Raw genomic sequence first — 13,805 nt, 5'->3', positions numbered from 1 at the left:
CCGGGCTCAGCCGAACTGGACGGACCGCTTGGCGAGCCCCATCCAGAAGCCGTCGATGACGGATCGCTCGGCGTCGAGGTCGCCGGCCGCGTCCGCCGCGCCCATCGTGACGAAGAGGGGGGCGAAGTGCTCCGTGCGCGGATGGGCGAGGCGGCCGGCCGGGGACTTGTGCTCGAAGTCGAGGAGGGCGTCGACGTCGCGGGCGGCCAGGGCGCGGTGCCCCCAGTCGTCGAACTCGGCGGACCAGCCCGGCACGCCTCCGCCGGTGTGGCGGAGGGCGGCGAGGTTGTGGGTGAAGAAGCCGCTGCCGACGATCAGGACGCCCTCGTCGCGCAGTGGGGCGAGCTTGCGCCCGATGTCCATGAGGCGGCGCGGGTCGAGGGTGGGCATGGAGATCTGGAGTACGGGGATGTCGGCGCCCGGGAACATCTCGACGAGCGGCACGTAGGCGCCGTGGTCGAGCCCGCGGTCGGGGATGTCCTGGACGGGTGTGCCGGGCGCGCGGAGCAGCTTGCGGACGGCCTCGGCGAGCTCGGGGGCGCCGGGGGCTCCGTACCGGACGCGGTAGTAGTGCTCCGGGAAGCCCCAGAAGTCGTAGACCAGCGGGACCGTCTCGGTGGCGCCGAGGGCGAGGGGGGCCTCCTCCCAGTGGGCGGAGACCATGAGGATCGCCTTGGGGCGGGGGAGGTGCGCGGACCAGGCGGCGAGCTCGCCGGGCCAGACCGGGTCGTCGGCGAGCGGCGGGGCGCCGTGGGAGAGGTAGAGGGCGGGCATCCGTTCCGGCGTGGCGTCCATGCTGACGACCTCCGACTTCCGTAGTCATTGAAACTTCAAGCTCAATGCCTGCAGAGTAAACCTATGTAGTTCAACTTTCAAGAACGAGTCGTACGATAGGACCCATGGGAGACATGACCGAACCTCGCTGGCTCACCGACGAGGAGCAGCGCACCTGGCGCGCCTACCTGCACGCCACCACGCTCCTGGAGGATCACCTCGACCGCCAGTTGCAGCGCGACGCCGGGATGCCGCACGTCTACTACGGGCTGCTCGTCCAGCTCTCCCAGGCACCGCGCCGGCGGCTGCGGATGACCGAGCTCGCCAAGAGCGCCAAGATCACCCGATCCCGACTCTCGCACGCGATCGCCCGGCTGGAGAAGAGCGACTGGGTGGTGCGCGAGAACTGCCCCTCCGACAAGCGCGGCCAGTTCGCCCGGCTGACGGACGAGGGCATGGAGGTGCTGCGCCGCACCGCGCCCGGCCATGTGGCGGCCGTGCGCCAGGCGATGTTCGACCGGCTCTCCGCCGAGCAGATGACGCAGCTCGGCGAGATCATGCGCGTGATGGCCGAGGGCCTCGAACCCTCGGGCCCGGACGCGGACCTGCCCTGGCTCCGCTGAGCACGAGGCTCATGGGACCAGGGCAGGAAGCGCCGGGAGGAGTGCGGGCGCGTACGGGGCTCGGTGCGCGAGGACCGGCACCCTCACCCCGTACCGGGCTCAGTGCGCGAGGACCGGCACCCTCACCCCGTACCGGGCTCAGTGCGCGAGGACCGGCACCTTCACCTCGTACCGGGCTCAGTGCGCGACGACCGGCACCTTCACCTCGTCGTCCGCGCCCGAGCCGGACCCGGCGACGACGCCCATGTCCGGCTTCCCCGTGGTGATCAGGGTGAAGGCGATCACGGCCGAGACGACCAGGATGCCGACGGCCCACCAGATGGCCGCGGTGTATCCCTCGACCATGCCCTGGAGCTGGAGCAGCTTCTGGGCGGCCGGGGTGGTCGCGCCCGCCGCGTGGTCGGTCAGGTAGGCGGTGGTCGCCGAGGCGGCGATCGTGTTCAGCAGGGCCGTACCGATGGCGCCGCCGACCTGCTGCGAGGTGTTGACCATCGCGGAGGCCACGCCGGCGTCCCGCGGGTCCACGCCGAGCGTCGCGAGCGACATGGCCGGCATGAACGCCGTACCCATGCCCAGACCGAGCAGCAGCTGCGCGGGCAGGATCAGACCGGCGTACGAGGTGCCGACCTCCAGCTGCGTGAGCAGCAGCATGCCGAGACCGGCGGTCAGGAAGCCGGGGGCCATGAGCATGCGCGGCGGGACGCGGGTCATCAGCCGCGTACCGATCTGCGTGGAGCCGATGATCATGCCCGCGATCATCGGGAGGAACGCGAAGCCCGTCATGACCGGCGAGTAGCCCTTCACGACCTGCAGGTAGTAGGTCAGGAAGAGGAAGAGGCCGAACATCGAGATGACGGCGAGACCCAGCGAGAGGTAGACACCGCCGCGGTTGCGGTCGGTCAGGACGCGCAGGGGCAGCAGCGGGGACTTCACCTTGGCCTCGGTGAGGACGAAGGCGAGCAGCAACACGGCGGAGGCGACGAACAGGCCGATGGTGCTCGCGTCGCTCCAGCCCTGGGACTCGGCGCGGGTGAAGCCGTACACGAGCGCGACCAGACCGAGGGTGGACAGGATCACGCCGGGGATGTCGAGCGTGGAGCGGTTGCGGCCGCCCGCGGGCTCACGGATGACCAGGTACGCGCCGACGGCGGCGACGATCGCGAACGGGATGTTGACGAAGAACGTCCAGCGCCAGTTCAGGTACTCGGTGAGGAAGCCGCCGAGGATCAGGCCCACGGCGCCGCCACCACCGGCGATCGCGCCGTAGATGCCGAAGGCCTTGGCGCGCTCCTTGCCGTCGGTGAAGGTCACGGCGAGCAGCGAGAGCGCGGCGGGCGCGAGGAGCGCGCCGAAGGCGCCCTGGAGCGCGCGGGCACCGAGCATCATCGCCTCGCCGGTCGCGGCGCCGCCGAGGGCGGAGGCGGCGGCGAAGCCGATCAGTCCGACGACGAAGGTCCGCTTGCGGCCCCACAGGTCGGCGATGCGGCCGCCGAAGAGGAGGAGACCGCCGAAGGCGAGGGCGTAGGCGGTGATGACCCACTGCCGGTTGCCGTCCGAGATCCCGAGGTCCTGCTGGGCGGAGGGCAGCGCGATGTTCACGATCGTCGCGTCGAGCACGACCATCAGCTGGGCGAGGGCGATGAAGACGAGCGCCTTCCAGCGGCCGGGATCGGCCTGACTCTCGGAGGTCACGGGGATTTTGGACATGGGGGTAGCCACCTCTTGGCGCGTACAGGTGAAAAAAGGATGTAAGGGAAGTGCAGGGGGCGGGACGGAACCGCCGCTTACGGAGGCAGGGGCGGAAGCGGGGACGGGGCCGCTAGACGGTGAGCATCACGACCGCCGGCAGGAGTCGCGTCTCAGGTCCTCCAGCGTCGCGGCCGTCCCGGGCAGCTCGGAGCGCGCGGGCGCCTCCAGGCCGTCGAGGAACAGCTGCAGGTGACGGTGGACGAACTGATCGAAGTTCACACAGGCCGTGCCGGGCAGCGGACGGGTCAGCTGCGAGACCGCCACCATCAGGTCCCCGACGCCGACGTCGGCGCGGAGGCGGCCGGCGCGCTGCGCCCTCTCGACGAGGCCCTGGACGGCCTCCTCCAGGCGCTCGCGCTCGACCGTCAGGTCGGGGTGGTCCTTGTCGAAGGCGCCGTCGAGCATCGGGCACAGAGCGCCGATGCGTTCGTCGGCGGCGGCGTGGGTGAAGCGGCGGAGGGCGGCGAAGGTGTCGGCCTCCTCCTCGGTGGCGCGCTCGGCGAGCTCGGTGACGCGGGCCATGAGGGAGAGGACGACCTCGCGGACGAGGTCGAGGCGTTCGGGGAAGTTGCGGTAGAGCGTGGCGTTCCCGACGCCCGCGCGGCGGGCCACCTCGTCGTACGGCACCTGGGGGCCGAACTCGACGAACATCTCGCGCGCCGCCGTCACGATCCGCTCGCGGTTGCGCAGGGCATCGGCGCGCGGGCGCGGTACGCGGCGGACGGGCGCGGTGTCCGGGGTGCTGGTCACGCCACAACCTCCTCAAGTGATCCGGGGACGGACTCCCCACTTCGCTGAACACAGGTCCAAACGGGGAGAGAGCCCCCGGTTATTTCCCGGCCGTCATGTGACCTGGGTCACGGCCGACACGCCGCGTGCGATACCGACCCGATCGGTCCACCCGGCGCGCGCCCCGGAGCCACTCGCCACAGGCTGATCGCACGACACGGATCTCCGGTCTCCCCCGCAGGAGATCCGTGCCGCAGACCTGCCCCGACCGGAGAGGCGCCCGTATGCAGCACCCCCGCCGACGGATACGCAGGCCGGTCGCCTTGGCGGCGACCACGGCCCTCTCCCTCGCGCTGCTCGCCTCCGCGAGCACGACGCTCCCCGACCCCGCCCCGGCCTCGGCCGGCCCCGTGGCCGCCGCGCCGAGCGGCGCGCAGCTCGGGCCGTGCCGGATCGCGACCACGATGGGCGTGCAGATGTCGGAAGGGCTGCCGACCGCCCCCGGATACGTCCGCTCCACGGGCCACATCAGGGCGCTCACCCTGATGGTCGACTTCCCGGACGCCGTCGGCGAGGGCACCGCGATGAGCCGTTTCCGCGAGTTCTTCCCGCAGACCTCCGACTGGTTCCGCACCAGCTCGTACGGGCGCCTGAAGTACCAGGCCGAGGTCCCCCTGACCGACTGGCTCCGGATGCCCCGGCCGTTCTCCGAGTACGGGATCGAGCGCGGCTCGCCCTACGAGCCGGGGTACCGCTCGCTCGTCGAGGACATCGTGAAGGCCGCCGACGCGCAGGTGGACTTCAGCGCGTACGACCTGGTCAACGTCCTCGCCACGCCGAACGCCGGGCCGTCCGCCCTCGACACCGTCCTGTCCGTGACCTTCTCCGGCAACGACGACGCCCCCTACGCCGACGGCGTGCCGCTCGCCAACACGTCCTTCGTCTACAGCCGCCAGGACGACGGCTCCGGCAGCTTCGCCGAGACCGGCTACCGGGTGCTGCCCCACGAGAACGGCCACGTCTTCGGCCTGCCCGACCTCTACACCTCGGACGGCGGCGGCACCGTCGGACACTGGGACATCATGTCCGAGGACTGGGGCGCCAACAACGACCTGCTCGGCTGGCACAAGTGGAAGCTGGGCTGGCTCGACAACGACCAGATCAACTGCGCCTCGGGCCCCGGATCCGCCGACTACACCCTCACCCCGCTGGCCGTCACGGGCGGCCCCAAGCTGACGTTCGTCCCGCTCTCCGGCACGTCGGGGTACGCGGTCGAGGTCCGCAGCAAGGAGGGCAACGACGAGGCGGTCTGCGAGCAGGGCGTCCTCGTCTACCGGGTCGAGTCCGACGTGGACACGGGCCACGGCCCGGTGACCGTGTCCGACAGCGACCACTCCAGCGGCGGCTGCACCCGGCGCCCGAACGTCCACGCGGAGCTGTCGGACGCCCCGTACCGGCCGGGCGAGACCTTCACCGACCGGGCGAACGGCATCCGGATCAGCGTCCTCGCCGAGGAGGAGGCGGGCGCCTACCGCATCCGCGTCACGCGCGGCTGAAGAGCCCCCGCAGCTCCCGCTTCAGGATCTTCCCGGTCGGATTCCGCGGCAGCTCCCCTTCCCGTACGAGGACACGGGCGGGCACCTTGAAGGCGGCGAGGCGCGCGCCGACGTGGGCGCGCAGCGCCTCCGCGGCCGGCTCGGCATCGGCCCCGGGCCCGGCACCGGGGCGCAGTCGCACGACGGCCACGACCTCCTCGCCGAGCACCGGATGCGGAACGCCCAGGACAGCGGCGTCGGCGACGTCCGGATGCTCGTGCAGGACGCTCTCGACCTCGACGCAGTACACGTTCTCGCCGCCGCGGATCACCATGTCGGTGATCCGGTCGACGATGCTGACGCGCCCGTGCCCGTCGACCCGCGCGAGGTCCCCGGTGCGGAACCACCCGTGGTCGGTGAAGGCCGCGCGGGTCGCGGCCTCGTCGCCCCAGTACCCCCGGATGAGCGACTGCCCGCGCAGCCAGAGCTCCCCGACACCCTCCCCGTCGGGCCGCTCGATCCGCACCTCGGTCGCGGGCGAGGGCCGCCCGACGCTCCCCGGGTGCGCCCGGTACTCGGCCCCGACGTTCGACAGGACTCCGCCGCAGGTCTCGGTCAGCCCGTAGCCGTTGCGGGGCTCGACGCGCTCGCCGTACGCGGCGGTGATCCCGGCGACGATCCCGGGCGGCGCGGCGGCGCCCCCGGTGCTGAGCAGGACGAGGCTCTCCATCGGATCGCCTGCGGCGCGGGCGGCGTCGAGAAGCTGGAGCGCGGTGGTGGGCACTCCCGCGTAGTGGGTGACGCCGTGCCGCCGGATCAGCCCGAGGGCGGCCCCGGCGTCCCACTTCCGCATCATCACCAGGGTCCCGCCGGCGGCCATGACGGCGTAGAAGGAGGTGAAGGCGGCCACGTGGAAGAAGGGGAAGGTGGTGAGCGAGACGGGCGCGGGCGCGGCCCCGGGGACCTCCCCGCGGGCGAGGGCCGCGGCGGCGGCGAAGTACCGGGGGTTCATGGCGGCGCCGACCTGCGCGAGGTGCGTGGCGACGGCGCCCTTGGGCCGGCCGGTGGTGCCGGAGGTGTAGATGATGGTGGAGTCGTGCTCGGGGAGGACGTCGACGACAGGCGGTCCGAGGAACGGATCGCTGTCGGGGACGTACGCGACGAACCCCTCCTCGGCATTCCCCTGGAAGACGATCCCGGGCACCCCGTGCCCGACGGCCCAGCGGCGCACCCGCGCGACCCGCTCCCCGTCGACGAGCAGCACGCCGGGCGTGCAGTCGTCGAGGGCGTACGCGAACTCGTCCTCGGTCCACCAGGCGTTGAGCGGGACGGCCACGAGCCCGGCGAGCTGCGCGGCCCAGAAGGCGATGTGCCATTCGGGGAGGTTGCGCATGGCGACGACGGCCCGGTCCCCGGGGCGCAGCCCGTACTCCCCGACGAGCCGCCGGGCGAGCCCGCAGGCGGCGTCGAAGAACTCGCGGTAGGTGGTCTCCCCGGCCTCGGAGACGAGGAAGACCCGGTCGCCGTAGGCCCAGACGACCTCGACGAACTCCCGCAGGGTCCGCGGCCCGCCGACGTACACCCCGTCCTCGACGGCGAAAGGAGCCCCGTCCGCGGTCAGCCGCTCCGCTCCACCCGACACCACCACGCGACCTCCTGAGCAGCTGCCCACCCCAGCGCGGCGACGCTATGCGCCCCTGGTCCGGGGGTCAACCCGGAGGGGTGCGACGGGCGCGCGGGGCACGCCGTCACCACACCATCACCACAATTCGCGCAATGTGACGCCCGTCACATCGCAAGGCCTACGGTAGGCGCCCGTTTACTCGGGCATTACTCTCCAAGTCCATCATCCGGACGCGCAGTCACCGCCGCCTGACCAGCGGAGCGCGGCACCGGTGCACGGCAGAGTTCGGGGGGCTCGTAGATGGCGGTAACAGGCATGCGCGTATTGGGACTCTCCGAACTGGAAGAGAGCATCTACCGGCACTTCCTGCGGAATCCCGACACGACCGACGGAGACATCCACCTCCTGCTGCGGGCCGACCGCGAGGCCGTGGCCACCGCCCAGGACCGGCTCCGCGAGCTCGGCCTGCTGTACGGGACGGACCGGCGGACCGTCTGCCCGACGGACCCGGCGATCGTGGTCGACCGGCTCACCGAACTGCGGCTGCGCGAACTGCACCAGGAGCTGCAGGAGGTCACCCGCTCCCGGCACCTGGTCGCGGAGCTGCGGGACGAGCAGAGCCCGGCACTGGCCTCGACGCAGTCGGTCGAGCGCATGGAGAACGTGGCGCAGATCCGCAACCGCATCGACGACCTCGCCTTCTTCGCCCGCGAGGAGATCCTGTCCGTCGAGCCGTACACGGTGCTGACGCCCGAGAACATCGCGCACTCGCGCCCGCTGGACCTGCGCTGCCTGAGCCGGGGCGTCCGGATCCGCAGCGTGGTGCTCCAGGAGGCCCTCGCCGACCCGCTGACCGTCGGCTACCTGCGGGAGCTCACCGCGAAGGGGGCGCAGATCCGGGTGGCGGAGGACCTCTCGGAGCGCGTCCTCGTCTACGACCGGCGCACCGCCCTGGTCCCGATCGACCCCGAGGACACCTCCCGGGGCGCCCTCGTGGCCCAGGAGACCGGCCTCGTCTCCGGCATCCTCGCCCTCTTCGAGAAGATCTGGTGCCAGGCCACGGACCTGGCGACGATCACCGAGGACGACGAGGAGTGCCCGGGCGGTCTCGCCGAGACCGAGCGGGACGTCCTGAAGTCCATGTGCCACGTCGGCAAGGACGAGATCGGCGCCCGGGACCTGGGCATGTCGGTACGCACCTACCGGCGGCACGTGGCCGACCTCCTGCGCGTCCTGGGCGCATCCAGCCGCCCCCACGCCGCCCTCCTGGCACGCGAACGCGGCTGGATCTGAGGGACGCGGCGGGGGCAGGCCTCGCCGCCCGGAAACTCGTCGGCCGGGGACGCGCCGTCCGGGGCTCGTCGGCTGGGAACGCGCCGTCCGGGGCTCGTCGGCCGGGGACGCGCCGCCCGGAAACTCGTCGGCCGGGAACGCGCCGTCCGGGCCTCGTCGGCTGGGAACGCGCCGTCCGGGGCTCGTCGGCCGGGGACGCGCCGTCCGAGACTGCGGCCCACGGCCGTGGCCGGGCCTCGCGGCCCGCACCGCGCCCTCCCCTCCGCTACGAGACCGCCGCGCCCTGGAGGTCCTGGACGGCTCGGCGGACCGCGGGCGACACCGGGGCCGCGGACTCGGACAGGGCCGTCAGCCGGTCCTTGAGCGCGCGGCGCCGGTCGGCGGACAGGGCCGTGCCCAACTGGCCGCCCGCATGCGCGAGTCCGGCAAGCAGCGCGGCCCGGCCGTCGGCCGCTCGGCCCGCCGGTTCCTCGGCCGCGGCGGCCACCGCGGCACGCACCTCACCGGCGGCCGCGAGGCCCTCCGGGGTGAGGCCGACGCGCTCCAGCGGGAAGAGGCCGAAGACCCGGCCGGCGCTCCGCTCAAGGAGACCGTCCTTCTCCAGACCCCGCAGCACCTCGTGGACCGACGCGCGGCCGTCCTTGCGGACCCAGTGGAGCCACTTCCTGCCGGGCTCCGCCGAGACCCGCTGCCACACCTCCCGGAGCGCGGCGTCCCGCGGGGCCTCGCCCACGGCCCCGGCCGTACCCGCCTCGTCCGTCAGGGCGCCGCCGTCGAGCAGTTCGGCGAGCAGCGCACCCCGCACCGCCGGGGCCAGGGACTGCCGTACGGGAAGCCTGCCGCCCTCCGCGTCGAAGGCGAGCAGGATCATGTCGCCTGCCAGAGTCGTCACAGCCGTTCCTCTCATCCGGGCACCGCACCGGCGGCAGCCGCCGGTTTCCTGGCGGTCTGTCCCGCCAGCATGCCGAGCGCCGCTTCCTCGCCGGGCGGGAAGCCCAGCCTGTTCATCACCATGTGCAGGTGATGGAGCACCTGATGGTCCCGTGAGCCGGGGGCCCGCAGGAGGAGTTCGGCCAACGCGTCGGCGTGCGCGTCGATCCGCTCCCGCACGCCCGGCGCGGGCACGCCCTGCTCCCGCACGCCCGCCGAGAGGCCGCCGAGCAGGGGCCGGAGCGGCTCCCCGCCGGCGGCCAGGCGCAGCTGCCAGCCCCACCGGGTGCGGTGCCGGACCCAGAAGACGTCCCGCTCCTCCTCGGTCAGCACCCGCGCGGTGAGCGCCCGGGCGAAGTAGACGGCGTGCGCGGCCCGTTCGTACCGCCGGGGCAGGCCCGCGAGGTCGAGCCGGGCGCAGAAATCGCTGTCCAGCCGGAAGATGCGTTCGGCGAGGGCGACCCCGTCCGGACCGCCGTACTTGGCCGATTCCGGCGCGTACAACGCGGGGGTGATGCCGCGCGTCGGCGAGCCGGCCGGCAGCACGCCGGGCAGCAGGCCGACGGAGTCCGCGGGCCGCTCCTCCAGGGTGTCCAGCAGACCGGTGAGCTCCTCGCGGGCGACGGCGTCCAGCGCGTCCACCGCATCGGCCCCGGCGCGCAGCCGCAGCCGCACGTGATGGCCGGTGGCATCCCAGTACCTGATGAAGAACCAGTCCTCGCTGCCCAGCCTCCCGGCCTGCCCGGCCAGCCAGGGCACGAGGGTGCGGACCGCGGCGTCCATGAGCCGGGGACCGCCCGGGTAGACCCGTACGTACCACCAGTCCCGCCGGGGAACGGTCGTGCTCATGTTTCCTCCTCCGGGCGCCGCCAACGCAGCAGCGCGATGTGCTCGGCGGCGCGCGTGCCGCCCTCCGCGTCCCGCAGCGGGTGCGCGGACCTGACCGGCAGCGCCTCGACCAGACGCAGGTGGCCCGTGGCCGGACCGGCCCACTGGGCGAGTACGGACAGCGAGAGCGGGGAGGCCAGCGACACCCACAGGGGCTTGCGGTCCGTGCCCTGGTCCCCCGGTCCGAAGCCGGTCAGCCGATGGCAGAAGACCTCCTCCGGCAGACCGTGCGCACGCCGGAACTCCTCGGCGCGCAGGACGGTCTCGGCATCGCTCTCGCCCGGCCTCGGCACCGGCAGCTCGGCCGCCGGGACGACCCACGAGGCGCGGGAGACCGTGACGCGGCCGAAGCCGTCCCGCGCCGACGGCACCACCTGGTCGGTGCGCTGCTCCTGGAGTCCGAACGGCAGGACGTAGTCCGAGTGCGGCGAGCCGTTGACCCACGGGTCCGCGAGCACGGCCAACAGCCGGGCGAACGGCGGGAAGAGGTGCGGCGGGACGAGCCCGAGGTAGGCGAGCCCCACGGGGTCGCCACCGCGGTCGCGCAGCGCGAGGGTCCCTTCGGCGGGGTCGTGCGTGAGGACGGTGTCGGCCAGGTCGAGGCCGTCGGCCGCCGGGGTCTCGCCGGGCAGCAGCAGCGGCGGCAGCAGGCCGGCCGACCGCGACTGGGCCGTGTTGATCTCCGTCCACAGCACGAGCTCCCGGCAGGTCCGGCCGGGCCAGCAGGCCCGGACGTGGGCGCGCAGCCGCTCGCGGAAGCCTTCGCCGAGGATCCCCCCGAAGCGGGTCACGAGCCCGCCCGTACCGGGGTTGAACTGGTTGACCACCAGCCGGTAGTCGCCGCCGCGCACGGCCTCCTGGCCACTTGCGGCGAGCTGGAACAGCACCGCAGCGGCAGGCGGCGCGCTGCTCGGCCCGACCGGCAGCCAGGCCCGCTCCCCCGCGGTCTCCCGCTCGGCGCGGTCGGCGACGGAGGCCTTGTCGAGGTCGGGCTGGGAGTCGCCGTCGACGGCGACACGCATGAGGAAACCGAGGACGTCGGTGCAGGTCCCGCCCGGTCCGTACTCGGCCGTGAAGCGGTCCACGAGCACGTCGTAGAGGTGCGAGCGGAAGACGAACGGCCGCATGCGGCGGCCCAGTTCGGTCAGATCGGACCGGACCTCCGGCACGTCGAGGAGCCGCGGCAGGGCGAGGTCGCTCGCCACGTCCTCGTACAGCACCTCCCCGGAGTCGAACCGGTCGAGACCGGCCCGCCGGGCCCAGCTCCGGGCCGTGCGGCGGGCCCGGGTGAGCGTCTCGGTGCGCTCGTCCTCGCCGGCGGCTGCGAGCGCCGCGGCCGAGTCCCTCAACTCCCTTACCTCGCCCGCGATCCCGCCTCCGTCCCCCTGCTCGGGAAGGTCCGCGAGCAGCTCCGCCACGGCCCCCACCGGGTCGCCGCCGCGCCGCCAGGGCGGTACGGGTGCGATCAGCCCGGTGTCGAGGAGCCGCCGGAAGCGGCGGAAGGGGTCGGGGCCGCCGAGGCCGGACAGCAGCACGTCCAGGGAGTGTTCGGCGTCGGATGCGAAGCCGGCCAGCCAGGGCACCGCGTGATCGGCCTCCACGACCCGGTCGAGCCGCCAGGCGAGACCGCCGTCGGCGACGGGCTCGGGCAGCAGGACGAGCCCGCGCGGCGCCTCGGGGCCCCCGGGCCGGACCGGCGCGAGCCGGTAGCGCAGCAGCCCGGCGGTGGCGGCCTCCCGGGCCAGGCAGCGCAGGGCGAGCTGGGCGAGGGCGGTGGCGGCGTAGCTGTGGGCGGGGGGCCTGCCGGTGGAGACGGGGGCGCCGGCCTCGCCGACCGTGGTCAGCGTCGAGAACGGGCTGGTCTTCACGGCCGCCCGGGACACGTACGAGTAGAGCGTGCGCAGGTTCCGGGTCTCGGCGGGGCGGCGGCGAGGGCGGCCGTGGCGCAGCCAGTCGGGGGCGGCGAGGGCGGCGGCCCGGGCGAAGCCCGGATCGGCGAGGTGGCCGGCGAGTGCGGCCGGGGCCGCCGCCCGGTCCTCGGCGAGCAGGGCGTCGAGCCGCCGGGCGGTCTCGTCGCGCAGCCGTACGGCCGCCTGCCAGCCGAGGAACTCCGCGACCGCGTCGGGTCCGGCCAGCTCGGCTATACGGGGCGGAAGTTCGCCGCCCCACGGCAGGGCGCGCAGCCGGTGCGCGGCCCGCTTGGCGGCCAGCACCTGCCGCCGCAGCGGCACTTCGTCGTCCAGGAGGGGCACCAGCGGGAAGCAGGCGTCCTCCACGGCGGTCCGCCGGCGCTCCAGTTCGGCGTGCGCGTCGGCGGCCTCGGCGATCGCCCGCCGCGTCGCCGCCCCGGTGAGGTCCAGGGCCTCGGTGGGCAGACCGCCCACCCGGGTCAGCAGCGGTCCGGAGATCTCGGGGGCGGTCACGGCATCGACCGTCCGACCAGCTCGAACGACCAGATCAGGGACTGGACGACGAAGAAGCCGAGCGCCACGGTGTAGACACAGCACACGATGCCGTACGTGACGTGCAGCCGGCGGCTGCGGGCCGGCATCCGCTCCAGGAAGCCCGGCAGGGGGCGGCCCAGCAGGCGGTGCTTGAGCAGGGTGAAGGCGCGGCCCCGCGCGTCGACGAGACCGAAGCCGGCCTCCAGCGCCGCGTAACCATCGCTCGGGAGCATCGGGTTGATGTTGGTGACCAGATTGAGCATCTGGAAGATCAGCAGTGCTCCGGCGACCTGCGCGACCGGCCCGTCCGCGGTGAGCACGAGCAGGGCGGCGGCTCCGGTGAACCAGCCGTCGCTGAGCGGTCCGGCGACGGCGAGCAGGACCCGGCCGCCCCGGGAGCGGACGCGGTAGGCGTCGGTGCGGTCGACGTAGGCGAGCGGCATGAAGTAGAAGAGCAGCGCCACTCCCAGGCCCCGCACGGGCACCTTGAGCACCTGGCAGACCATGGCGTGCGCGCTCTCGTGCACGAGGATCTGGAGGAACATCAGCGCGATGGCGACGAGGGTTCCGGTCCCCAGCAGGTCCTTGGCCGGCGGGGCCGAGGTCAGGACCGCGTAGAGGCCGAGCAGGATGCCGAGGACGCCGCCGCCGGCGAAGACGCCGACCGACAGCCGGGCCGGGACCGGGCGCAGCAGCCGGGCCACCGGTTCCAGGACCTTGGGGAGCGAGCGGGTGATGACGAATCGGGGCATGAGCATGCTGGTGCCGAAGCGGCCGCCGGCGCGCTTCTTGGGTTCCCGCTCCGCTTCGGTTCCGACGAGGAGGCCGCTGCGGCTCAACTCGTCGACGAAGGCGGTGAGCTCTCCGCGTACGCCCTCGGCGGGGACGCCCCGGCGCTCGGCCATCAGGGCCGAGAGCTCGTCCAGCGAGTGCGCTCCGTCGAACTGGCGGAGCAGCGCCGCCGCCGACTTGGTCAGCCGGTGGTAGGTCCCGCCCTTCGGATCGAACATCAAGGGGTGGTCGTCCATCCCCCGGATGATCTCCAGATCCTCCCGGAGCTTGGGTGCGGTGCACGTGTCCACGGCGCGGTTCCTCCCTCCGCAGCGGCGGCCGGTCCGCTACCGTGCCGGGCCGCCTGGCTCTAATCTGGTCGTGTCTGGTGCAGTCCGGTCCGGGAAAAGCGGACCGGGCTTTGCCTGCCGGACAGGCGTTGGGG

11 protein-coding genes are annotated in these 13,805 nt (G+C 73.5%); 3 read left to right on the top strand and 8 right to left on the bottom strand.

Annotated features, from left to right (window positions below; genetic code table 11):
- Positions 1–6 precede the first annotated feature (6 nt).
- Complete coding sequence (locus IE124_RS13405; RefSeq protein WP_189507950.1) at positions 7–795, bottom strand: dioxygenase family protein; 789 nt, start codon at positions 793–795, stop codon at positions 7–9.
- Between the two features lie 113 nt (positions 796–908).
- Between IE124_RS13405 and IE124_RS13400 the strand changes: the two genes are divergently transcribed.
- On the top strand, positions 909–1,397 hold the full coding sequence (locus IE124_RS13400; protein ID WP_189508139.1) for a MarR family winged helix-turn-helix transcriptional regulator: 489 nt from the start codon (positions 909–911) through the stop codon (positions 1,395–1,397).
- 177 nt (positions 1,398–1,574) lie between these two features.
- On the opposite strand, the gene IE124_RS13395 is transcribed toward IE124_RS13400, so the two are convergent.
- Positions 1,575–3,104, bottom strand: a complete 1,530-nt coding sequence (locus IE124_RS13395) for an MFS transporter (protein WP_189507949.1) — start codon at positions 3,102–3,104, stop codon at positions 1,575–1,577.
- 126 nt (positions 3,105–3,230) lie between these two features.
- Positions 3,231–3,896, bottom strand: coding sequence for a TetR/AcrR family transcriptional regulator (locus tag IE124_RS13390; RefSeq protein ID WP_189507948.1), 666 nt, complete (start codon positions 3,894–3,896; stop codon positions 3,231–3,233).
- 263 nt (positions 3,897–4,159) lie between these two features.
- Between IE124_RS13390 and IE124_RS13385 the strand changes: the two genes are divergently transcribed.
- Entirely contained in the window at positions 4,160–5,431 is a 1,272-nt protein-coding gene (locus IE124_RS13385; RefSeq protein WP_189507947.1) for a M6 family metalloprotease domain-containing protein, read from the top strand.
- Here the strand turns inward: IE124_RS13385 and IE124_RS13380 are convergent.
- Entirely contained in the window at positions 5,418–7,058 is a 1,641-nt protein-coding gene (locus IE124_RS13380) for a class I adenylate-forming enzyme family protein (protein WP_229832424.1), read from the bottom strand. The genes IE124_RS13385 and IE124_RS13380 overlap by 14 nt on opposite strands.
- Before the next feature lie 276 nt (positions 7,059–7,334).
- On the opposite strand from IE124_RS13380, the gene IE124_RS13375 reads away from it, so the two are divergent.
- Positions 7,335–8,327, top strand: a complete 993-nt coding sequence (locus IE124_RS13375) for a helix-turn-helix domain-containing protein (RefSeq protein ID WP_370468761.1) — start codon at positions 7,335–7,337, stop codon at positions 8,325–8,327.
- Between the two features lie 265 nt (positions 8,328–8,592).
- Here IE124_RS13375 and IE124_RS13370 read toward each other — a convergent pair whose 3' ends face one another.
- The 4 genes from IE124_RS13370 to IE124_RS13355 are packed head-to-tail and all read right to left on the bottom strand — an operon-like array spanning position 8,593 to position 13,671.
- A complete protein-coding gene (locus IE124_RS13370; RefSeq protein WP_189507944.1) occupies positions 8,593–9,219 on the bottom strand; it encodes a GOLPH3/VPS74 family protein in 627 nt (208 codons plus the stop codon).
- Positions 9,220–9,230: 11 nt separating this feature from the next.
- Positions 9,231–10,106, bottom strand: coding sequence for a lantibiotic dehydratase C-terminal domain-containing protein (locus IE124_RS13365; RefSeq protein ID WP_189507943.1), 876 nt, complete (start codon positions 10,104–10,106; stop codon positions 9,231–9,233).
- The gene (locus IE124_RS13360; protein ID WP_189507942.1) at positions 10,103–12,568 is read right to left on the bottom strand and encodes a lantibiotic dehydratase family protein; all 2,466 of its coding nucleotides are present in this window, start codon (positions 12,566–12,568) and stop codon (positions 10,103–10,105) included. The genes IE124_RS13365 and IE124_RS13360 overlap by 4 nt, the downstream gene beginning before the upstream one ends.
- Entirely contained in the window at positions 12,565–13,671 is a 1,107-nt protein-coding gene (locus IE124_RS13355; protein ID WP_189507941.1) for a PqqD family peptide modification chaperone, read from the bottom strand. The genes IE124_RS13360 and IE124_RS13355 overlap by 4 nt, the downstream gene beginning before the upstream one ends.
- Positions 13,672–13,805: the final 134 nt, after the last annotated feature.

Origin of the sequence: Streptomyces narbonensis, assembly GCF_014649015.1 — a bacterium.
GTDB lineage: Bacteria > Actinomycetota > Actinomycetes > Streptomycetales > Streptomycetaceae > Streptomyces > Streptomyces narbonensis.
This window is presented reverse-complemented; position numbering and strand designations above follow the sequence as displayed.